The sequence below is a fragment of the Streptosporangium sp. CA-135522 genome (genome assembly GCF_050949235.1).
GTDB lineage: Bacteria > Actinomycetota > Actinomycetes > Streptosporangiales > Streptosporangiaceae > Streptosporangium.
This window is the reverse complement of the sequence record NZ_CP192026.1, coordinates 4,593,308-4,614,025: the sequence shown is the minus strand read 5'-3', so window position 1 is coordinate 4,614,025 and position 20,718 is coordinate 4,593,308. Positions and strand designations below refer to the sequence as shown.

The following is a 20,718-nucleotide window of genomic DNA, read 5'->3' as shown; positions in this document are numbered from 1 at the left end:
CCCTGGTCGGCCCGCCGTAGGAGATGTACCCGGTGACCTGCGCGTCCGCCGTGTTCGGCTACCACGGACCGGGCATCCCCCAGTTCTACGACTTCCGGCTCTGCGCCGAACGGCCCGGCCCGATCACGACCACGATGGGCGTCGACGTCGTCGTCAACGACGGCCTGGAGGCCTTGGCGGAGGCCGACACGATCCTCATCGCGGGCTGGTGCCCCGGCCCGGATCCTGGCCGGCCGGCTGGACGAGACCGAGCCGGCGGCCGTCGCCCACCATGACGCCGCTCCTGGTCCCGTCGTGCGAGGGTCAGGAGCGGCGCGGTGGGGTCAGCCGATGGCGTGGACGAACAAGTAGTCGGCGCGGTAGGGGACGGCCACCGTGGGCTGGGTGGCCGGATCGCACTTACCGGTCGGAGCCACACCGCCCACCGTGTTCAGGCGCAGGATCTCGTCGGTGCCCGCGAGTAATCCCTCGGGCCGGCCCACCTGGGTGGCGGCGATGTCGAGTTCGGCGATGTTCCCTGCGCCGTTCGGAGTCCTGGTGAGCACCGTGCCGGTGACGGCGGAACGGTCGGCCGCCCGCCACTCCGGCGGGCCGGCGGGGCCGGCCTTGGCGAAGAAGTGCGCGATGCCGTGCTGGAGCGAGGCGCTCACGTTGTCCTGGGTGAAGGCGAAGGTGCCGTCGACCTGCTTGGTGCAGGCGTAGATCTGGGCACCCCGGATGACCGAGGCCTTGAAGTTCTGCAGGAGTGCCCGCTTCATGTCGATGGTGCTGGTCAGTTTGTGGACCTGTCCGCGAACGGCGCCGTCCGGGAACTCACCGGTGTGGAGGTCGACGTAGAAGTCGCCGGGGTTCGCCTTCAGCTCGTCGAGGAGCCGCTGGTCCCTGACCCGCACGGTGCCCGTCACCGACGTACGTCCATCGGGCTGTTTGAAGGCGAAGAAGGAGATCTTCACATTGCCGTTGGCGCCCTTCACACCCTGGTGGAGGTCGCCCGCGACGGGTGCCGCGATGCCGTGATATTCAACGGCGAAGGACACTTCGTCACCGTCGACTTCGAGGAAGGCGACAGCGCTTCCGTCCCTGTCACCGCCGGCCGCCGGGACCTCGTTCGCGCCGTTGAGACTGGCCGCGAAGAAGGTGGCGCCGGCCGTGCCGTCGTCCCCGCCGGCCGCCGCCGGCAGGGCGATGAAAGCCGAGACGGCGGTGACAGCCGCGGCGGCGATGACACTCCGGTTCATGGCGAATCCTCCGTTGCGCAGAGTGGGCCGACCGGTTCACTTCGGTTCTTCATGCGTTTCTCCTTTTGTCAGAGGGCCGCATCCGCCACCACCGTTGCTCGTCTCGTAGGTGTGATGGGGCCCGCGGTTTGCGACGTCGCGTGGCGAGAAAACTTCAGCCTTTCGCCGCCGGCAGGCGCGCTGGATGCAGACGCCACCGGCCGAGGGAGAGGAGAGCCGTCGATGCTCTCGTTGTTCCCGAGGCTCTACCGCGTTCCCGAGGCCCTACCGCCCCTAGATTTTCCAGCGCTGAGCCGGACTGGTGTGGCTCGGGTCGCACGGCGCAGGGATGATCGGTGTGCCATTGGCCGAGCTGTTGTCATTGAGAGTGAGACATCGGCCGGTTTTCACATTCTGCAGCTGCTGGAACCATCCGCGGGTCTCAGGAAGAGGAGGATTGAAGGCATACCAGACCCTCCAGAGCTGATGAGAGTTGAAACCCAGATCACCTATGCAGGGCTGTAGCTCTATGCCGAGAGATTCGGTGCCGAAAGCCTCGGTGAGGCACCTCCCCGTCACCCAGTCGCTGAACTCGAAGCAGCAGGCGGTCCCATCGTGAAGCGCGAGGAACTCCTCGTTCCACGCCTGGATGCCCAGCCCGTTGCACGACGAGAGATAGACGCGGATGTCTGAGGCGGAAGTCTCTATGCATTTCCCGTTCGCCCAGTTTTTGATCGGGGTCGGCTGCAGGGCGGAGGCGCGGGCGGGGCCGGCCAGCATGGTGGTTACCAGCAAGGTCAGCAACGCCGTGACAGCCACCGCGACAAGGCGGCGTTTGTCTGACATGACATGGCTCCTTTCAATGGCGGGGCCTCTACACGAAGGCGTTCTGTCCGGTGCCACGAAGGGACCACCTGGATCCGGAGAATTCGCATAGCGTCCCCTGGGGAACATCGCTCTGCCCAGTACGGCGTTCCGTCCAGTTCCAGCCCGTTCCAGCCCGTTCCATCCGGTTCCAGCCGGGACCGGTCGTCACACGTGATCAGGTGGCCGCATTTACGGCGAAGCCGCGAATCCGGAGATCGAAATCAAGGATCCGGAGTCGTTTCCGGTGGAGGCGAGGGCCGTCCCCCGCATCGCACGCCTTCCCGAAACAGGTAATACGGCGTGGTGTGACGAGACCTGAACGCCGCCTCACGGGTATGGCCGCCAGGGTCCGCTCACATTACGATAAAAGAGATTGTGAAAAGAAGAGCAAGTCGATGCGGTGATTGACATCCCGACTATTGCGTGGAGCGAGATCTGGACTTTTGGTGGAGGCACGGTTCGGAATCGACGATCGGCGGCTCGCCGGCGCCCGGGGCCGAGCGCATCCCCGCACGGCTGGTCGCGCTTGGGGGAAGCGCGAGGACGGCTGCCAGGAAAGGACGTCGGTTATGGGACGGGGGCCGGAGACCGGTGGGGAAGCGAGTGAAGACGACATCCGATCGTCGCTTCTGGCCGGGGAACACGCATTGTTCGAGCAGGGGAACCTGGGGGCCGGCCGCACGTGGTTCGAAGCGGCGTACCGCGAGGCCGAGCGCCGCAACGACGGTGCGGCGATGGCGTCTGCCGCGCTGGGCCTCAGCGGGCTGTGGGTGCACGAGCATCGGACGGCCGCGGAGGCGGCCATGGTCCGAGCCCGGCAGCGCCACGCGTTGTCGCTGATCGACCCGCGATCCTCGCTGGCGTTGCGACTGCGGGCCAGGCTCGCGGCCGAGGAGGACTACCGCACGGGCGAACACGAAGAGATCCTGGCCATGGTGTCCGAGGCGAGGCATGCCGGTGACACGGTGGCGCTGGTCGAGACCCTGAGGATGGCCCATCACTGCGTGCTGGGGCCTGAACACGGGATACTACGGTTGAAACTGGCCGAAGAACTGATCGGCGAGGCGTCCCGGACGGGCCGACGCGGTGACCTGCTGATGGGGTTGCTGTGGCGGACCGTCGACCTGTTCATGGCTGCCGACCCGCATTCCGAACGCGCTCTGGAGGAACTGCGCGCCTTGCTGGCTTGCGACGACCATCTGGCGGTCGGGTTCGTCGCCAGCGGGATCGAGGTGATGCTCAGCATCAGGAACGGCCGGTTGACGCAGGCCGAGGCCCTGGCGTCCGCCTGCGCCGAGCGTGGGACGGCAGCCGACGATCCCACCACCAGGGCACGGTACGTCGGCCACATCGTCACCATCCGCTGGTACCAAGGCCGGCTCGGCGAACTCGTCGCGACACTGTCGGAGCTGGTGAACTCACCGATGCTCAGCGTAACGGACAACTCCTATTTCGCGATCCTGGCCGGAGCGGCGGCGGCTGCGGGGAATCGGCGCCTGGCGGTGGGCATGCTGGCCCGGGTGTGTGGCCGCGATCTGGCCGAGGTTCCGAGATCGAGCAGCTGGCTGGTGACGATGTACAGCGTCGTGGAGGCGGCGCACCTCCTCGAAGACGCCGAGGCCTCAGCCCAGGCGTACGCCCTTCTGGCCCCGTTCGCGCATCTCCCGGTGATCGCCAGCCTGGGAGTCTCCTGCCTGGGTTCGGTACACCATCCCCTCGGAGTGGCTTCCCTGACCAGCGGCCATGTGGACAAGGCGGTGGAGCATCTGCGAGCGGCCGTTCACGACAACCTGGCTCTGGGGCATTGGCCGGCCGTGGTTCTTTCCCGGGCGCGCCTCGGGCAGGCGTTGGCGCTTCGCGACGGCATGCACGACGAGGCGGCACGACGGGAGCTCGCGCTCGCGGCCCAGGAGGCTGCGGCACTGCAGATGGCCCTGCAGATGACCCGGCAAATGACTCTGCCGCCGTCCGGCGGGCCGCGAGATCCGGCGCCCGAGGTGGACAGGGGCGGTGACGTCGGCAAGCGGGCGTCCGCGATGGTGTGCCGACGCCGTGGACGGCAATGGCAGATCGAGATGGACGGCCGGACCGCGCTTGTGGGCCACAGCGTGGGCATGGGTCATCTGGCTGTGTTGCTGGCCAATCCAGGGCGCGAGATTCTCGCCACCGACCTGGCCGCGGGCCCCGCGCTCGCCGGGGAGGGAGTGCCCGGCGACGGCGCGCCGGCTCAACCGTTACTGGACGACCGGGCCATGAACAGCTACAGGCAGCGGCTTTCGCAACTACAGGCCGACATCGACGAGTGTGAGTCGATGAATGAAATCGAGCGCGTGGCCACCTTACGCGCCGAGCATGATTGGTTGATCGACGAGTTGGCCGGCGCCACCGGGCTGGCCGGACGACTGCGCACCTTCACCGGCAGCCAGGAACGGGCTCGGATCGCCGTGGGAAAAGCCATTCGGCGTGCGCTGGACCGCATCACCGAGGCTGACCCGATCATCGGTGACGAACTGCGTGCCACGGTGGAGACCGGCGTGCGCTGCTGCTACCGGGCCAGATAGGGGCAATCCCGGCAGGACTCGGCGACTCACCGTCCGTGACGCCGAACGGCACCCTTGACTGCTCCCGTCAGATCGACTAGACCACAGAGAGCTCGTTGATCACCCTGAGGGAGGACAACATGTCCGACAGAGCGTTGTTACGACTCGCGGCACGCGCCGCGGTGGCCGCAGTGACGACGGGCTCACTGGTCGCGTTCGGAATCATGCCCTCTTCGGCGTCGGCGGACACGGCCATGGACAAGCCGCCGAGGACGACGAAGGGCCCGTGCCACTACACCGAGACTCCGGACGAGCCGGCCGCGCGCAAGGTGCCGCTGCCGCCGGACCCGCGCCGTACTCCCACCCGGCGGATCTCCGCGGTCCTCAAGACCAACCACGGTGACATCGGGCTCACCCTCGACCCGGCCAAGGCGCCATGCACGGTGCAGAGCTTCGCGCACCTGATCCGGCACAAGTTCTACGATGTCACCTCGTGCCACCGGATGACCGCCTACGACCGGCTGAAGGTGCTGCAATGCGGCGACCCCAGCTTCACCGGCGAGGGCGGACCGGGCTACCGGTACAAGGACGAGCTGCCCACCGACCTGCCGCCGTGGCCGGGCGACTCCACCGGAGGGCGCAGGACGTACGCGCGCGGGGTGCTGGCCATGGCCAACGCCGGACCGGACACCAACGGCAGCCAGTTCTTCCTGGTCTACGCCGACTCCGGGCTGTCACCCAATTACACGATCTTCGGGACGATCGACGCCGCCGGGCTCGCCGCCTTGGACCGCATCGCCGCCGGCGGCATCAAGCCCGCTCCGGGAGACCCGACACCACCGGTGGACGGCAAGCCCGCACTGCCGGTCGACATCGACGACGCCCGGGTCGGCGGTCACTAGCCGCACACCAGTCGGCCCGCGCTCATCGCGTGTTCGGCGCGGACGGACCGCGCCACGTAGTGTTCGTTGCTCGGCGGCGCCTACGTCACACCCCGCACGCCGAGGAGTCTGGCCCCGCGTCATCTGACGCGAGGCCAGAACGCGAGATCTTCAGTGGACTTCTAACCGCTGAATTCCTTACCGAAGTCGTAGGTCCGCCAGCGCTCGGGCCGCACGCGGACGGTGACCATCGTCCGCACGAAGTCCTTGATGCCGTCGAAGAACCGTCCGCCCGCCTCGGGGCCGAGGTAGCGAATCGCCCACTCGCGGTACTCATCCGCATCGGTCGGCTCGTAACCCACGACAGGGCCTTCAACAGAGACGTACTTGTACGGCATCGCCTCCTGCTGCGCCGCGAATCCGACCTGGCCCGCCGCGCGGATCAAGGCCATCTTGACGCTGTCGGGGCTCGTGGCGAACGTGATCTCACCGCCGGGCTCGTAGCCGTACCAGATGGGCACCGTCATGGGCGGCCGCCCGTCGGAACCGGCCACGCTCAGCACCCCGATGTGCGTCTCGGCCAGGAAGCTTTCCCGCTCAGCCGTGGTCATCCGTGTCGACATGATCTGCTCCTTCGATCCGTTCGTTCGCCTTCACTCTGCCGAGCATCGCTGGGGGTTCGCTGGGGGTAGGGGTCCGACAGGCGGCCAGCTCGAAGCCGGCCAGGCGGATCTCACGGGTGATGGTCATGGTGGTGCTCCTTGAGGGCGTCGAGCAGGCGCTCGGCGTCCAGATCCGTGGGGGTTCGGTGGTGGTGGAAGGCGACGGTCTCTTCGACGTCCACCGCTTCGAGAGCGGCGAAGACCGGGCGTAGCTGGGCGACGGCCCGCAGGCCGCCTGACGCTTCGCCGTAGGAGACGAAGGCGACGGGCTTGGCCCGCCATTCGTCGCGGTACCAGTCGATGGCGTTCTTCAGCGAGGCGGGGAAGCTGTGGTTGTACTCCGGCGTCACGATCACGAACGCGTCGGCCGCGGCCAGCCAGGGCGCCAGATTCTGTACGGCAGGCGGCACGGGACCACCCGCCTCGGGCAGTACCATCGGCAGCCACGCCTCGGCCAGGTCGATGACATCCACCTCGATGTCGGGGTGGCGGCACGCCCGGGCGGCGAACCAGCCGGCCGCGGTGGGGCCGAACCGGCCTTGCCTGACGCTCCCGATAATGATCGCCAGTCGCATCCCTGCCCCCTTTCGTGACGGGCTCCACTCTGGCCTGGGGCGCGCACGATCGGCTGGGGGTCGGCTGCGAGTGCCGTGACCTGGGGCGATTTGGTGTGCTCGCTCGCTGATGCCGAGCCGTCCGCCGGGCTTGAGCACCCGGTAAGTCTCGGCGAGCACGGGGGTTCGTCGGTGGACAGGTTGATGACGCGGCTGGGCGGCTTCCTGATCGGCATGAGCCTAGGCCTGCTGGGCGGCGCGCTGGCCATCGCCTGGACACCCGCCAGCCGACCGGCCGGCCGGCTCGACTCCCTCAGCGTTCGTGGCGCACTCGGTACCGTGCGGGCGGGCGTGGCGCGGGTGCGCGGGTGCCTGTGTCCACCTGGAACCGCCTCCGCGTCCAGGATCACGCATCGCGGACATGGCTCGGCGGGTCGCCGGTGACGGCGCCACCGAGCCACCTCACGTACTGCCCAAGGAAGGCATCCTGGCGGAGCCTTGGCCACGATCACCTGGAGTCTTGACAACACGATGACGCGGACGTGCCAGGGTGCGGGCGATGCTGGTCAGATCGGGTCCGTGTCCGGCGCAGCCCGGCAGCCGAGGACCTTTGGGAGGGGTGCATGTCGGAGCGACCGAACATCCTGGTCATCTGGGGAGATGACATCGGGATCACGAACCTCAGCTGCTACAGCGACGGGCTGATGGGCTACCGCACTCCCAACATCGACCGGATCGCCGAAGAGGGCGCGCGGTTCACCGACTACTACGGCGAGCAGAGCTGTACGGCGGGCAGGGCCGCGTTCATCACCGGCCAGAACCCCTATCGCACCGGCCTGACCAAGGTGGGCATGCCGGGCGCCGACATCGGCCTGCAAGGCGAGGACCCGACGATCGCCACCGCGCTCAAGACCCAGGGGTACGCCACCGGCCAGTTCGGCAAGAACCACCTCGGTGACCGTGACGAGTTCCTGCCGACGGCGCACGGGTTCGACGAGTTCTTCGGCAATCTCTACCACCTCAACGCCGAGGAGGAGCCGGAGCAGGACGACTACCCGACCGCGGAGGAGTTCCCCGGCTTCAGGAAGCGGTTCGGGCCGCGCGGGGTGATCCGCTCCTGGGCCGGCAAGGACGGCACGCAGCGCATCGAGGACACCGGACCGCTCACCAGGAAGCGGATGGAGACCTGCGACGAGGAGTTCCGCGACGCGGCGATCGACTTCATCCGCCGCCAGACCGAGGCCGACACGCCCTTCTTCGTCTGGTTCAACACCACCCACATGCACTTCCGCACGCACGTCAAACCGGAGAGCAGAGGACGCGCCGGGCGATGGCAGTCGGAGTACCACGACACGATGCTCGACCACGACGACATCGTCGGGGAGTTGCTCGCCGTACTCGACGAGCTCGGCATCGCCGAGAACACGATCGTCATGTACTCCACCGACAACGGCCCGCACATGAACACCTGGCCCGATGGCGGCATGACGCCGTTCCGCAACGAGAAGAACTCCAACTGGGAGGGCGCCTACCGCGTCCCCGCCATGGTGCGATGGCCGGGCAGGATCCCCGCGGGGACCGTGCTCAACGGCATCGTCAGCCACAACGACTGGTTCGTCACCCTGCTGGCCGCAGCCGGAGCCCCGGCCATCGCCGACCGGCTCAAGGCGGGGACGGAGCTCGGCGGCGCCTCCTTCCGGGTGCATCTGGACGGCCGCAACCAGCTGCCCTACCTCACCGGCGAGGTTGACGAGAGCCCGCGCGAGCACTTCTTCTACGTCTCCGACGACGGCGACCTCACCGCGCTGCGCTTCCACAACTGGAAGCTGGTGTTCCTGGAGCAGCGCGCCGCCGGAACGCTGCGGGTGTGGGCCGAGCCGTACACCCAGTTGCGGGTCCCGAAGATATTCAACCTGCGCACCGACCCTTACGAGCGCGCCGACATCACCTCCAACACCTACTACGACTGGCTGCTCGATCGGGCCTGGCTGCTGGTCCCCGCGCAGACGTACGTCGCCGAACTGCTCTCGACGTTCACCGACTTCCCGCCTCGGCAGGCACCGGCGAGCTTCGGCATCGACCAGGTGATGGACAAGCTGCGCGCCGGGATGACAAGCGCGTGAACGTCACCGGGCGCATCGGCGATCGCGAGGCGCGGACGGCTCGCGGCCCGCGGACCGCGAGGTCACTCCACGGAGCCGACGGCTCGATCGGCCTGGCCGGCGGGGTCTTCACCATGGGCTCCGACGACCACTACCCAGAGGAGGCGCCAGCGCGCAGGGTGCGCGTCGACGGGTTCGCCATCGACCCGATCTGCGTCACCAACCGTCGTTTCGCCATGTTCGTGGCGGCGACCGGCTACATCACCGTGGCCGAGCGTCCGCTGGACCCTGCCGAGTTCCCCGGCGCGCCCCCGGAGAACCTGGTGCCCGGGTCGATGGTGTTCGTGCCGACGCCCGGCCCTGTCGATCTCCGGCATCTCAGCCTGTGGTGGAGGTGGACGCCGGGGGCGTGCTGGCGCTTCCCCTACGGGAGAGGCTCGAGCGTCGACGACCGTCTCGACCATCCGGTGGTCCACGTCGCCTACGAGGACGCCACCGCCTACGCGACCTGGGCCGGCGCCATGCTGCCGACCGAGGCGCAGTGGGAGTACGCCGCACGCGGCGGCCTCGAAGGTGCCGCGTTCACCTGGGGCGACGAGGCCCGTCCCGGGGGCCGCATCATGGCCAACACCTGGGACGGGGACGACTTCCCCTGGCGTTCGACGGGCGAGTCCGGCTGGTCGAGGACCTCGCCGGTCGGCTCCTTCCCACCGAACGGTCACGGGTTGTTCGACATGGCGGGCAACGTCTGGGAATGGACCTGCGACTGGTGGGCCGAACGGAACTCCGGCCAGGCCGCGTCACCGTGCTGCGTGCCGCGCAACCCCCGCGGCGGCGACGCCGACTCCAGCCACGATCCGGCACAGCCCCAGTTCCGCATCCCCCGCAAGGTGATCAAGGGTGGGTCGCACCTGTGCGCCGACACCTACTGCCTGCGATACCGGCCTGCGGCCCGGCGGCCGCAGATGATCGACACCGGCATGAGCCACATCGGCTTCCGGTGCGTCTGGGACGTCCCGGCTTCCGGGCACGTGACGGGTGCCACGTCGTGACCTCGACGACCCCGCTGCCGTCGTGGCGGCCAGGCGTCACCCGGGACAGGCTCCTCGCGTTCCTCGATGCCGCCCGCTCCGTGCCGACGTCCGACAGGGTGGCCTACTTCGACAACGACGGCACGCTGTGGTGCGAGCGGCCGACGTACGTCCAGTTCGAGTTCTTCCTTGACGCTCTGCGCCGGCGGGTCGCGGACGACCCGTCGGCCGGCGAGCGGCCCGAGTTCGCCGCGGTCCTCAGCGGCGACCCGGCCCAGGTCGGCGAGCTCGGCCTGGCGCGCGTCGCCCTCGCCCTCGCCGGGCTGTTCGTGGGCCGCGCTCCTGAGGAGTTCGCGGCCGAGGTCCGCGCTTTCATGGCGACGGCGACCCACGCCGCTCTGGGCTGGCCGATGAGCGCGACCGTGTACCAGCCTATGCTCGAGCTGATCGCCGAACTCCGCCGGCTGGACTTCACCGTGGGGGTCGTGACAGGAGGCGGCACCGAGTTCGTGCGCGCTGTCAGCGAGGACCTGTACGGCGTGCCGGCCGAGCTCGTGGTCGGCACGCTCATCGCCTATGACTTCGAGCGCGATCCGTCCGGGCGTCCGGTGCTCCGCCGCGCGGGGAGGATGCTCGGCACCGCCAACGAGGGGCCGGCCAAGGTCGCCAACATCCAGACCCAGCTGGGGCGGCGCCCGATCCTGGCCGCCGGCAACTCCGGCGGCGACCGCGAGATGCTCGAATGGGCCACCGCGGCCGACCGGCCGAGTCTGGCGCTGCTGGTCGACCATGACGACGCCGAACGCGAGTACGCGTACACCGGCAGGGCCGAGACCTTGACCGAGACGGAGCCCATCACCGAGACCGCCTCCCGTCTCAGCTGGAGCGTCGTCAGCATCGCCAACGACTGGGAGACCGTCTTCCCCCGCTGATCCGCAATGTTCTCGACGGCCGGCGGCGTACTGGAGTGGGAGTTTCACCTGCGGGATCGCGTCCCGGGAAATCGATAAAGAGCTTGACGTACGTTTTCGGAAGCACAGGGCCGCTACGGCGAGGTCACGCCATGGGCGTCGGCGGACGGTTTCAGGGCGAGGCCGCCGGAGAGCGTCCGGCGCCCTAGAGCAGATGCGGCAGAGCAACGGTGATCGTGATGATCACCATCGCCACGAGAATCAGATCGATGGCCCGTCGCAGGTACCGATGCTTGGTGAGTGCCATCCGGGAGAACACGAACGCATCCCGCGCCAGGGACAGCTCGGGGTCGGCCAGCTGGGCACGTATCTGGTCGAGCAGGGCCTGCTCGGTGGCCGCTCTGGCGTAGGCGAGGAACTGCGGCCCGCCGTGTTTGGGCAGCACGGGGCGGATGGTGAGCAGGGTCAAAACGACCGCTATGGCGAGCAGCAGGATCGCCGAGATCACGCCGAATCGTTCGATCCCGGGGAAGCGGGCAGAGCCGGTGACCAAGAGGGTGCTCATCACACCGAATGCGGCACCGGCCCAGGACAACAGCACCCCAGACTTGCCCTCGCCGGCACGGGCCAGTTCAGCGTGAGCTACCGCGGCGGCGACGTCCAATGCGTGCTGCAGAGCGAGATCCGCGTCCGCCGACGCGGAGGGAGCGGCGGCGTCGCCCGGCGTGGAGCTCGGCCTCGTTCGCTTGTGATCCATGGCGGACCATCCCTTCCTGTGGGAATAGAGCAGCTGCGGGGGTACGGCGCGGCTTGATGTTGAAGTCGTACTGTGACGATTCGTTCGGGCAGCCGTGAACTCGACGTCGTCCGGTGCCCGCTGACGGGTGTGCGGGAGTCGCCCTTCGGGCACACCTCACCGGGGCCGGGCCCGCTTCCTTCGACGCTACAGCCGACCGCGGAGGGAGCGCTGACTCGGGTCTGCGGCCCGCAGGCTCGTCTGGTCTCCGCCGCGTATGGGCGCCGATGGCTTTTCCGCCTCAGCCCGCGTACAAGTCGCTCCGGCGGACCTCGGCCGCGGCTACGGACATTCCTTCGCTTGTCGACACCTCCACGCTCCGGACGGGTCGCCGAGGTCGGCGACCCGTCCGGCCGAGGCGGATCCTGTTACGCGGTTGCGCAAGTCGGCACGGTGAGACCCCGCGGGCGGGTGCACGCCGTCGCAGGCGCTCTCGCGCCCGGTTCATGGTTCTCGCATGGCGATGAAGGCCTCCCTCACACTGGGAAACACCGGCAGCCGCCGGGTGGCGCCCTCGTGGTAGGGATTGGCGCGCAATACCGTTAGGGCGGGCCCGCGGACCCGGGCCAGCGCGAGCCGGCAGCCGAGAGCCTGAAGGTCGGCCGTGAGTTGGGCCAGGGTGTCGGCGGCGGTGGCGTCAACGTAGAACACCGCCGCCGCATCAAAGATCACGCATCGGGGATACGGCTTCCGGGCGGTCACCAGGGTTAGGACCCGTTGCCGGATCCGCCGCGCATTGGCGAAGAACAGCGGCGCGTCGACGCGGTAGATGAGGATGTCCGGGTGGGGCGAGGAGCCTTCGGCGATCTCCTGGGGAGGTCGGGCGTCATCGACGATGGCCAGCAGGCTGTCGTGCGGGCGGGCGGCGCGGCTGATCAGTTGGCTCGCCGAGAGGATCACCGCGATGAGCAGGCCTCGCAGCACGCCGAGGGCCACCACGCCGACGACGGTCAAGAGCGCGATCACGCTCTCCGCGCGCCAGCCACGCCACAGCCACAGTAGGCCGGTGACGTCGATGAGTCTGGGAGCGCCCGCCATCACGATGGCGGCCAGCACCGCCATCGGAAGCAGCGCGACCAGCGGCCCACCGGTGAACAGGACGAACACGACGATGCCGGCGGCGATGAGCTGGAAAAGTTGGGACTGCGCGCCGGAGCCGCGGGCTGACAGGGTGCGGCTGGTGCTGGCCATCGGCGGAAACCCGCTCAGGATGCCCGTGACCAGGCTCGCCGCGCCCAGTACGGTGGTCTCCCGGTCGAGGGAGACGCGGCCGTCGGTGTCGGTTCCCAGCTGACGGACGGCGCTGACGGTCTCGACCGAGGCGATCAACGCCATACCCGCCGCCGGCAGCAGCAGTGCCCACAGATCTTCCACGGTCACTTGAGGCCAGGCCGGCGCGGGCAGGCCGCCGGCCGCCGGGCCGACCACCGCCACGCCCCGATCTGCCAGCCCCGCCGCCGCCGTGCTCGCGATGCCCAGCACGCAGACCACCAGCCCGGCGGGCAGGCCGGGCAGGTAGCGTCTGAGCACGCCGAGGGCGGCCAGCGCGCCCAACCCCATCATCGCGGTCAGCGGTTTGGCCTGTTCCAGGTGGGTGAGCGCATACCAGAGCTTGATGAGCGGATCGGAACCGGGCGTCGCGATGCCCAGCAGCGGCCCCACCTGCCCGGCGAGGATCCCGATGCCCACGCCGGCCAGGTAGCCGAGCATGACCGGCGAGGACAGGAACTCGGCGACGCCCTGCAACGGCAGCGCGGCTACCAGCAGGCAGCAGAGGCCCATCAAGAGCGACAGGGCCGCAGCCAGCGCCACCGCCCGATCGCCGTCGCCGCCCGCCCGGTCCTGCACCGCGGTGAACGTCAGCAGCGCCAGGGTCGAGGAGGGGCCCACGGCCACGAATCGCGTGGCGGTCAGCAGGGCGAACACCGTCGCGGCGCCCAGCGCGGTGTACAGCCCGGTGACCGGCGGCAGCCCGGCCAGGGCACCGTATGCCAGCCCCTGCGGCAGCAAGGTCACTGCGGTCGCGAACGCGGTCATGACATCCGCGCGCGCCCAGCCCGCTGAATAGTGGCGCAACTGGCCGACGAGCGGCACCACGTCCACTACCCGAATCCGGCGCGCATCCATCCGATCATCATGCGCTCGGTTATGGCCACAGCTCTTCGGACACGCCTGGCCGGCGTCGTAACCCATCGTTCGCCTCAGGACACCGGCCCCGCGTCCGATCTGGCCCGGGAAGGTCCGCGCCGCTCAAGGCCGGGTACCGGGTCGAGGCCGACCCTGGCGACGATCAGTCACCGCGGGTGTCGGGACCGCGGGCGCGCCAGGCGTCGGTGATGTCGGCGACGGGCTTGCCACGGCGCACAGGGGTCTCCTGCCGTGGATCACCCTCATTTTTGACACAGTCCCCTTGTGAAGACGATCACGTCAGGTTACGTTTCATCCGATCAATCAACGTCTGGAGTCCCCCCATGAGGCGAAAACTACGCTCAGTCCCCGCTACCGGCCTCCTTATCATCGGATCTCTTTTCGTCACGCAGCCCGCCGCGACCGCCGACACGCCACCCGCGTACGAACCCACGGTGGAATCACTGAACAGCCACCCGGTGCCTCAGTGGTTCAACGACGACAAGTTCGGCATCTTCATCCACTGGGGCGCCTACTCGGTACCCGCCTGGGGACCACGCGGCAGCTACGCCGAGTGGTACGGGAACTACCTGAACTCACCCGGAAGCCCGACGAACACCCACCACAAGGCCACCTACGGCCAGGACTTCGACTACGACGCCTTCCTGCAACAGTGGAAGGCGGAGAAGTTCGACCCGGCCGACTGGATCAAGCTGTTCAAGGACGCCGGCGCCAAGTACTTCGTGCTGACCTCCAAACACCACGAGGGCCTGGCCCTGTGGGACAGCAAGAGCAGCGGGCGTGACACCGTCGACCTCGGACCCCGCCGCGACCTGGCCAAGGAACTGTTCGACGCGGCACGCCAGGACAAGGCCAAGCTGAAGGCCGGGTTCTACTACTCGCTCTATGAGTGGCACAACCCCGCCTACACCGGACGGCCGGCCACCAATCCCTACACGGGAGCGGAAATTCCGTACACCGGAGCACCGCGCGTCGGTGACTACGTCAAGGACTACATGCTCCCGCAGATGCGCGAGCTCATCGACGGCTACGACCCCGACATCATCTGGTGCGACGGCCAGTGGGAGAAGCCGGCCTCCTACTGGAACACCGCCGGAGTGCTCGCCGACTACTACAACAAGGCGCTCAAGAGCGGCAAGGAGGTCGCGGTCGCCAACCGGTGCAAGATCCAGAGCGGCAACCTCGACAGCCCCGAACTGGACTTCCAGACCCCTGAGTACGCCGTCAAGCCGGACATCGACCCGGTCAAGTGGGAGTCCAGCCGCGGCATCGCGCACTCCTACGGCTACAACCAGAACGAGCCGGAGGAGGACCATCTGACCTCCGACCAGCTCGTGGACTCGCTCGTGGACATCGTCAGCAAGAACGGCAACCTGCTGCTCGACATCGGCCCGAAGGCCGACGGCACGATCCCCGAGATCCAGCGGCAGCGGCTGCTGGACATCGGCGCCTGGCTCAAGGTCAACGGCGAGGCGATCTACGGCACCACGTACTGGAACCGGGCCCAGGAGAAGGGCGGCCCCGACGACGTCCGCTACACGGTGAAGGACGGCACCCTGTACGCCACGGCACTGAAGTGGCCGGGCGAGCGGCTCACGCTCGGCGCCGACCTGCCGGTGGACCACAGCACCCGCATCACCATGCTCGGCTCCGGCGCGCGCCTGTCATGGAGCCGTGACGAGCAGGGCCGCGTCGTGGTGAACACCCCGCAGGAGACCGGGAAGCACGCCTACGTCTTCAAGATCGAGACGCCGGGCGTGCGCAGCCTGCTGCGCACCTCCTCCAGCCTGGCGAAGGAGATCGCCCCCGGTCAGACGGTCAGCGGCGAGCTCACGGTCACCAACCCCGGCAAGCGGAACGCCCCGGCCACCGAGCTCTCCCTCACCGTGCCGCAGGGATGGACGGCCACGCTCGGGGTGCCCCGCGTGCGCCCGCTCGGTCCCGGTGAAAGCGTGAAGGTGCCGATCAGCGTGAGCGCCCCCGCGGGTGCGGTGCCGGGCCCCTACACGCTGGGCCTGTACCAGCGCACCGGGCGCATGGGGACGACCACCGCCCTGCCCCTGGCGGTCAACCGGCCCAACCTCTCGCTCGGCAAGCCGGCCACGCAGAAGAGCACCGGCTACGACGCGCCGGCCTCCCGGGCCGTCGACGGCAACACCGACGGCAATTGGGGCGCCGCGACGACGACGCACACCGCCGAGCCGGAGAAGCAGGCCTGGTGGCAGGTCGATCTCGGCGCCTCGGCCGCGCTGGACGGCGTGGACGTCTGGAACCGGCTCGACTGCTGCGCCGACCGGCTGAATGACTTCTGGGTGATGGCCTCCGACCAGCCGTTCATCACCGACGACCTGGACCAGGCCCGCACCGCGCCCGGCGTGACCGCCGTGCACGTCGGCGAGCAGGCCGGCTCGCCGAGCAAGGTCAAGCTTCCCGAGGGCACCAGGGGCAGGTACGTCAGGATCCAGCTCGCCTCGCCGTCCAACCCGCTGTCCCTGGCCGAGGTCCAGGTCAGAGGCTGAGGTCAGAGGCTGGGCGGATGGATCGGGAGTGTTGCTGACAGCGTTGCCGACACAGTAGGGATCGATCCGTGGCGAAGGCCTCCGGTGAGGCGAAGGCTCGGCACCTTCGCCTCACCGGAGGTCTTCGTGTCCCACCGTGACGCCCCATCCGCCGCCTCGGAAGGAACCCGGAAGGAACTCGGAAGAAACCGGTGCTCGACCGCCGCGGTATCAGAGGAACCCTGCGACTTCTGTTCAAATCTGCACTGTATCGGCCTAATTCGAGCATGTCTACGCTCTTGACAGGAGAAGTCCCCGCTCGATTTACTCCGATGCACGCCGGGTCGAGCACCCGGCCTCAGAGGTACGCCCAGCCGGTATACGGCCTACGCCGTGAGCCCGGACTGAGTCGCCAGGATCGCTGTCAGCGTCCGAGGCGGGGACGTACCCTCTATCGTCTGGAGTTCGACGATGATACCGAATCGTCTTCCCATCCGTGGATCCCTCGGCGCCGTCGCGGCCCTCATGACCGCCTTGACCGCACCGATCCTCACCCCGTCCACCGCTTCGGCCGCCGCGGTCGCGCTTCCTCCCGCGCACGCCGGGTTCGACTACCAGATCGGCGGCGCCTACACGCCGCCGGCAGGGGTCAGGGTGGTCAGCCGCGACCACGGCGCGAGCCCTGCCGGCGGCCTGTACAACATCTGTTACGTCAACGCCTTCCAGGTCCAGCCCGGTGCCGAGCGCGAGTGGGACTCCGACCTGCTGCTGCGCGACGCCAACGGCGACGTGGTGGTCGACGAGGACTGGGGCGAGGCGCTGCTGGACCTGCGCACCACCGCCAAGCAGCAGCGTATCGCCGCGAAGGTGAACGGCTGGATAGACGGCTGTAAGGCCAAGGGGTTCCAGGCGATCGAGCCCGACAACTACGACAGCTACGACCGTTCGCACGGCTTGGTGAGCAAGGCGAACGCCCAGGCCTACATCCGCCTGCTCTCCGCCCACGCCCACGCCCAGGGCCTGGCGATCGCCCAGAAGAACACGGTGGAGCTGGCCGGTTCACGCCAGCAGAACGGATTGGACTTCGCGATCGCGGAGGAGTGCGGCGCCTACACCGAATGCGGGGACTACACCGCGGCGTTCGGCAACAACGTGATCGTGATCGAATACACCGCACGGGGCCTGTCGAAGGCCTGCTCGGGCTGGGGCGGCCGGCTGAGCATCGTCCGGCGCGACGTGGACGTCTCTCCCAAGGGAACCAGCGGATACGTCCGGCAGACCTGCCCGTAGCACCGGATTCCCCTGTTATCTCGGAGGTACAGATGGACGTGACCCGTCACGCCGCCCCCATGCCTTCACGTCGCGAAGTCCTGCGCGGTGCACGCGCCCTGGCCCTGTCCGCGGTCACAGGCGTGACCGCGGCGGGATGCGCGAAGGGCGCCGACGACGGCGTCGGCGCCGACGGACGGATCACGATCGAACTGTGGCACGGGCAGACCGACACGGCCAAGCACGCCCTGGAGCGGCTGGTCGCCGACTTCCAGCGCGCGCATCCCGGCATCCGGGTCGACCTGGGCGGAGGAGTGCTGGCCGACGCGATGCTGCAGAAGGTCACCGCCGCGCTCGCGTCGGGCTCCTATCCCGACATCGCATACATCTTCGGATCGGACCTGGCCAGCATCGCGCGCAGCCCGCAGGTGGTGGACCTGACCGGTACCGTCGGTTCCGGGCCCACGCCGTGGAACGACTACTGGGCGCCGGCACGGGCGGCCGTCACCCTCAACGGCCAGGTCCGGGCCACTCCCGCGGTGGTCGACTCGCTGGCCGTGGTCTGCAACAAAAAGCTGTTCCGCGAGGCCGGTCTGCCCCTGCCCGCGCCGGGCTGGAAGTGGCGGGAGTTCGTCGAGACGGCCCGGCGGCTCACCGACACGACGCGCGGCACGTTCGGCACGGGATGGCCGGGCGTGGGCGACGAGGACACGGTGTGGCGGTTATGGCCCCTCGTGTGGGACCTGGGCGGCGATGTGATCGCCGGCGACGGGCGCGGCATCGGATTCGCCGATGTGGGCGTCCAGGCGCTGCAGGTGGTGGAGGCGCTCGCGCGTGAGTCGAGCGTCTACGTCGATCCCAAGCCCGGCAGCGAACAGATGTACCAGGTGTTCATGTCCGGCCGGATGGGGATGGTGGTCACCGGCCCGTGGCAGCTGCCCGACATCGAGCAGGCCGAGATCGACTACCACGTGGTGCCGCTGCCCACCTTCAGCGGCCGGCCGGTGACGATCTCCGGACCCGACACGTGGACCATGTTCGACAACGGCGGCGCGCGGGTGCGGGCCGCCCGCACCTTCCTGAGCTGGCTGATGCAGCCGGCGCAGGACGTGCGCTGGGACGTGGAGGCCGGCAGCCTGCCGCTGAGCCGCGCCACCCAGGCTCTGCCCGCCTGGCGCGACAAGACCGCCGGAACCAAGGGCCTCAAGGTGTTCGCGCAGGCGCTGGAGTCGGCGCGGGCCCGGCCGGTGCACCCCGCCTATCCCCAGATATCCCAGGCGCTCGGGCAGGCCGTCGTCGCCGTGCTGCTCCGCAGGAGCACCCCCTCCGAAGCGCTACGCAGCTGCGCCGATGAGGCCAATGCCGCTCTGCTCATACCGCGTTGAGGAGTCCTTCCATGCCGCGTCCCCCCACACCGTTCACCATCTCCGAGCACGAACGGCGTCAGCGTGCCGTACGCCGCTCACGCCGCGGCGAGTCGACGGCCGCATGGGCGTTCATCTCCCCGTCCGTCCTTGTCATCCTCGGACTCAGCGTCGTGCCCGTGATCTGGTCGCTGCTGCTGTCCTTCCAGGCCGACGACCTGGTCACGCCGAGCCGCTGGGTCGGGCTGGACAACTATTACGCGCTGACCAAGGATCCGCACTTCGGCCAGGCCGTACGCAACACGCTGCTGTACACGGCGCTGTACGTCCCTCTCAGCATCCTCCTGGGGCTGGCGCTCGCCCTCGCCCTGAACCGGCGCATCAGGCTGGTCGGCCTGTACCGCACGCTGATCTTCGTGCCGTTCGTCGTCTCGGCCACGGCCCAGGGCACGCTGTTCTCCTTCATCCTCGACCCGCAGTTCGGCGTGGCCAACTCGGTGCTGCACGCGCTCGGCGTCTCCCCCCAGGGCTTCTTCACCGATCCCGCCCAGGCTCTGCTCGCCCTCGTGGCCGTCACGTTGTGGAGCGGGATGGGATTCTGCGTGGTGGTATACCTCGCGGCCCTCCAGGACGTGCCGCGGCCCCTGATCGAGGCGGCGCGATTGGACGGCGCCGGACGATGGCACCTGCTGCGCCACGTCACCCTGCCCACGATCGCCCCGGTCAGCGTGTTCCTGGTGCTGTGGCAGACCATCAACGCACTACAGGTCTTCGACCTGGTGTACGTGACGACCAAGGGCGGTCCGCTCGGCGCCACCACCGTGATCGTCTACTTCATCTGGGAGCAGGCGTTCAAGAACTTCACCGCCGGCTACGGCGCCGCGGCCGCGTACGTCCTCGCCGTGGCGCTGTTCGTGATCGCCGCCGGCCTTCGCGTGATCAGGGGCCGTGAAGGCCGGCGGCTCGAAGGAGCCGTCCGATGACGGCGACCGTGACCACTTCGCGTCAGGCCGCGCATGCGGCCACGCCCGGACGGGGCCGTATGCGGCTGCCGTTCAGCGCCTGGCATCTGCTGCTCGCCCCGCTCGCTCTGATCTTCGCGATCCCGCTGGTCTGGCTGGTGCTCAGCTCCGTGATGAGCAACGCGGAGATCAACCGGTTCCCTCCCCCGTTGTGGCCGTCCGGCATCGACCTCGGGGGATACCGGTACGTCCTGGGCAACGCCCTGTTCCCCAGCTGGTTCGCCAACTCGCTGATCGTCTCCGCCGTCGCGGTCGTGTCCAATCTGTTGTTCGGCGCGTTCGGCGGCTACGCCTTCGCCCGCATGCGGTTCTTCGGCTCCCGGTTCCTGCTGGTGCTGATGCTGGCCACGATGGCCATCCCCTTCCAGCTGACGATGATCCCGACGTTCCTCGTCATGAAGCGCCTGGGACTCATCGACACGCTGGGCGCGCTGATCGTGCCTTCACTGGTCACGCCGTTCGCCGTGTTCCTCCTGCGGCAGTTCTTCCTCTCTCTGCCCAGGGAGTTGGAGGAAGCCGCCTGGATCGACGGGTGTTCGCGGCTGCGGGTGCTGTTGCGCGTCGTGCTGCCGCTGTCGCGTCCCGCGCTGAGCACCGTGGCGATCCTGACGTTCCTGTCGACCTGGAACGATCTGACCTGGCCGCTGATCGCCATCAACCACGACACGCAGTACACCCTGCAGCTGGGGCTGGCGACCTTCCAAGGGCAGCACCACACCCAGTGGGCGGCGGTCATGGCCGGCAACGTCATCACGGTCCTGCCGGTGCTGCTCGCCTTCGTCGGCGCGCAGAAGGCGTTCATCCGGTCCATCACATCCAGCGGCCTCAAGGGCTGACTCCCGCAACCGACCTACGG

Annotated in this window: 18 protein-coding genes; 11 read left to right on the top strand and 7 right to left on the bottom strand. The window is 68.7% G+C overall.

What is annotated here, in order from left to right; all coding sequences use genetic code 11:
* Window positions 1–32 precede the first annotated feature (32 nt).
* Window positions 33–275, top strand: a complete 243-nt coding sequence (locus ACQPYK_RS21385; protein ID WP_433257743.1) for a hypothetical protein — start codon at window positions 33–35, stop codon at window positions 273–275.
* Window positions 276–323: 48 nt separating this feature from the next.
* Here ACQPYK_RS21385 and ACQPYK_RS21380 read toward each other — a convergent pair whose 3' ends face one another.
* Both ACQPYK_RS21380 and ACQPYK_RS21375 read right to left on the bottom strand, forming a co-directional pair.
* Window positions 324–1,238: a CHRD domain-containing protein gene (locus ACQPYK_RS21380; protein ID WP_433257741.1), complete on the bottom strand. Its 915-nt coding sequence runs from the start codon at window positions 1,236–1,238 to the stop codon at window positions 324–326.
* Window positions 1,239–1,511: 273 nt separating this feature from the next.
* Complete coding sequence (locus ACQPYK_RS21375; RefSeq protein WP_433257739.1) at window positions 1,512–2,063, bottom strand: RICIN domain-containing protein; 552 nt, start codon at window positions 2,061–2,063, stop codon at window positions 1,512–1,514.
* A gap of 851 nt (window positions 2,064–2,914) precedes the next feature.
* Between ACQPYK_RS21375 and ACQPYK_RS21370 the strand changes: the two genes are divergently transcribed.
* The gene (locus tag ACQPYK_RS21370; RefSeq protein ID WP_433257738.1) at window positions 2,915–4,645 is read left to right on the top strand and encodes a hypothetical protein; all 1,731 of its coding nucleotides are present in this window, start codon (window positions 2,915–2,917) and stop codon (window positions 4,643–4,645) included.
* 119 nt (window positions 4,646–4,764) lie between these two features.
* On the top strand, window positions 4,765–5,526 hold the full coding sequence (locus ACQPYK_RS21365) for a peptidylprolyl isomerase (RefSeq protein WP_433257736.1): 762 nt from the start codon (window positions 4,765–4,767) through the stop codon (window positions 5,524–5,526).
* A gap of 161 nt (window positions 5,527–5,687) precedes the next feature.
* Here ACQPYK_RS21365 and ACQPYK_RS21360 read toward each other — a convergent pair whose 3' ends face one another.
* Genes ACQPYK_RS21360 through ACQPYK_RS21350 form a run of 3 tightly spaced genes read right to left on the bottom strand, consistent with a single transcriptional unit; the run spans window position 5,688 to window position 6,742 of the window.
* Window positions 5,688–6,128: a pyridoxamine 5'-phosphate oxidase family protein gene (locus ACQPYK_RS21360; protein WP_433257734.1), complete on the bottom strand. Its 441-nt coding sequence runs from the start codon at window positions 6,126–6,128 to the stop codon at window positions 5,688–5,690.
* Window positions 6,103–6,255, bottom strand: coding sequence for a hypothetical protein (locus tag ACQPYK_RS21355; protein ID WP_433257732.1), 153 nt, complete (start codon window positions 6,253–6,255; stop codon window positions 6,103–6,105). Before ACQPYK_RS21355 ends, ACQPYK_RS21360 begins: the two co-directional genes overlap by 26 nt.
* Window positions 6,239–6,742, bottom strand: coding sequence for an NADPH-dependent FMN reductase (locus tag ACQPYK_RS21350; RefSeq protein ID WP_433257729.1), 504 nt, complete (start codon window positions 6,740–6,742; stop codon window positions 6,239–6,241). Before ACQPYK_RS21350 ends, ACQPYK_RS21355 begins: the two co-directional genes overlap by 17 nt.
* Before the next feature lie 602 nt (window positions 6,743–7,344).
* On the opposite strand from ACQPYK_RS21350, the gene ACQPYK_RS21345 reads away from it, so the two are divergent.
* From ACQPYK_RS21345 to ACQPYK_RS21335, 3 genes are read left to right on the top strand one after another with little or no spacing between them, the layout of a single operon-like run.
* Window positions 7,345–8,844 carry an arylsulfatase gene (locus ACQPYK_RS21345; protein WP_433257727.1) on the top strand — a complete coding sequence of 500 codons (1,500 nt, stop codon included), beginning with the start codon at window positions 7,345–7,347 and terminating at the stop codon, window positions 8,842–8,844.
* Entirely contained in the window at window positions 8,841–9,875 is a 1,035-nt protein-coding gene (locus ACQPYK_RS21340; RefSeq protein ID WP_433257726.1) for a formylglycine-generating enzyme family protein, read from the top strand. Before ACQPYK_RS21345 ends, ACQPYK_RS21340 begins: the two co-directional genes overlap by 4 nt.
* A complete protein-coding gene (locus tag ACQPYK_RS21335) occupies window positions 9,872–10,786 on the top strand; it encodes an HAD family hydrolase (RefSeq protein ID WP_433257724.1) in 915 nt (304 codons plus the stop codon). Before ACQPYK_RS21340 ends, ACQPYK_RS21335 begins: the two co-directional genes overlap by 4 nt.
* Before the next feature lie 184 nt (window positions 10,787–10,970).
* Here ACQPYK_RS21335 and ACQPYK_RS21330 read toward each other — a convergent pair whose 3' ends face one another.
* Together ACQPYK_RS21330 and ACQPYK_RS21325 are read right to left on the bottom strand one after the other, a co-directional pair.
* On the bottom strand, window positions 10,971–11,522 hold the full coding sequence (locus ACQPYK_RS21330) for a Pycsar system effector family protein (protein ID WP_433257722.1): 552 nt from the start codon (window positions 11,520–11,522) through the stop codon (window positions 10,971–10,973).
* A gap of 483 nt (window positions 11,523–12,005) precedes the next feature.
* On the bottom strand, window positions 12,006–13,688 hold the full coding sequence (locus tag ACQPYK_RS21325; RefSeq protein ID WP_433257720.1) for a SulP family inorganic anion transporter: 1,683 nt from the start codon (window positions 13,686–13,688) through the stop codon (window positions 12,006–12,008).
* Between the two features lie 209 nt (window positions 13,689–13,897).
* Here ACQPYK_RS21325 and ACQPYK_RS21320 point away from each other — a divergent pair, with 209 nt between their 5' ends.
* The 5 genes from ACQPYK_RS21320 (at window position 13,898) to ACQPYK_RS21300 (ending at window position 20,698) form a co-directional block, all read left to right on the top strand.
* A complete protein-coding gene (locus ACQPYK_RS21320) occupies window positions 13,898–16,228 on the top strand; it encodes an alpha-L-fucosidase (protein WP_433257719.1) in 2,331 nt (776 codons plus the stop codon).
* A 513-nt stretch (window positions 16,229–16,741) separates the two neighbouring features.
* On the top strand, window positions 16,742–17,497 hold the full coding sequence (locus ACQPYK_RS21315) for an endo alpha-1,4 polygalactosaminidase (protein WP_433257717.1): 756 nt from the start codon (window positions 16,742–16,744) through the stop codon (window positions 17,495–17,497).
* Between the two features lie 32 nt (window positions 17,498–17,529).
* Complete coding sequence (locus ACQPYK_RS21310; RefSeq protein ID WP_433257715.1) at window positions 17,530–18,861, top strand: ABC transporter substrate-binding protein; 1,332 nt, start codon at window positions 17,530–17,532, stop codon at window positions 18,859–18,861.
* Between the two features lie 11 nt (window positions 18,862–18,872).
* Entirely contained in the window at window positions 18,873–19,823 is a 951-nt protein-coding gene (locus tag ACQPYK_RS21305) for a carbohydrate ABC transporter permease (protein ID WP_433257713.1), read from the top strand.
* Entirely contained in the window at window positions 19,820–20,698 is an 879-nt protein-coding gene (locus tag ACQPYK_RS21300) for a carbohydrate ABC transporter permease (protein WP_433257711.1), read from the top strand. The genes ACQPYK_RS21305 and ACQPYK_RS21300 overlap by 4 nt, the downstream gene beginning before the upstream one ends.
* Window positions 20,699–20,718 lie beyond the last annotated feature (20 nt).

What these genes read in the sequence shown, in the direction of transcription:
- ACQPYK_RS21330 (WP_433257722.1), bottom strand. Translation starts at nt 11,522, where the DNA reads ATGGATCACAAGCGAACGAGGCCGAGCTCCACGCCGGGCGACGCCGCC.
- ACQPYK_RS21320 (WP_433257719.1), top strand. Translation starts at nt 13,898, where the DNA reads ATGTCGGCGACGGGCTTGCCACGGCGCACAGGGGTCTCCTGCCGTGGA.
- ACQPYK_RS21345 (WP_433257727.1), top strand. Translation starts at nt 7,345, where the DNA reads ATGTCGGAGCGACCGAACATCCTGGTCATCTGGGGAGATGACATCGGG.
- ACQPYK_RS21355 (WP_433257732.1), bottom strand. Translation starts at nt 6,255, where the DNA reads ATGACCATCACCCGTGAGATCCGCCTGGCCGGCTTCGAGCTGGCCGCC.
- ACQPYK_RS21375 (WP_433257739.1), bottom strand. Translation starts at nt 2,063, where the DNA reads ATGTCAGACAAACGCCGCCTTGTCGCGGTGGCTGTCACGGCGTTGCTG.
- ACQPYK_RS21360 (WP_433257734.1), bottom strand. Translation starts at nt 6,128, where the DNA reads ATGTCGACACGGATGACCACGGCTGAGCGGGAAAGCTTCCTGGCCGAG.
- ACQPYK_RS21350 (WP_433257729.1), bottom strand. Translation starts at nt 6,742, where the DNA reads ATGCGACTGGCGATCATTATCGGGAGCGTCAGGCAAGGCCGGTTCGGC.
- ACQPYK_RS21305 (WP_433257713.1), top strand. Translation starts at nt 18,873, where the DNA reads ATGCCGCGTCCCCCCACACCGTTCACCATCTCCGAGCACGAACGGCGT.
- ACQPYK_RS21310 (WP_433257715.1), top strand. Translation starts at nt 17,530, where the DNA reads ATGGACGTGACCCGTCACGCCGCCCCCATGCCTTCACGTCGCGAAGTC.
- ACQPYK_RS21325 (WP_433257720.1), bottom strand. Translation starts at nt 13,688, where the DNA reads ATGGATGCGCGCCGGATTCGGGTAGTGGACGTGGTGCCGCTCGTCGGC.
- ACQPYK_RS21380 (WP_433257741.1), bottom strand. Translation starts at nt 1,238, where the DNA reads ATGAACCGGAGTGTCATCGCCGCCGCGGCTGTCACCGCCGTCTCGGCT.
- ACQPYK_RS21300 (WP_433257711.1), top strand. Translation starts at nt 19,820, where the DNA reads ATGACGGCGACCGTGACCACTTCGCGTCAGGCCGCGCATGCGGCCACG.
- ACQPYK_RS21365 (WP_433257736.1), top strand. Translation starts at nt 4,765, where the DNA reads ATGTCCGACAGAGCGTTGTTACGACTCGCGGCACGCGCCGCGGTGGCC.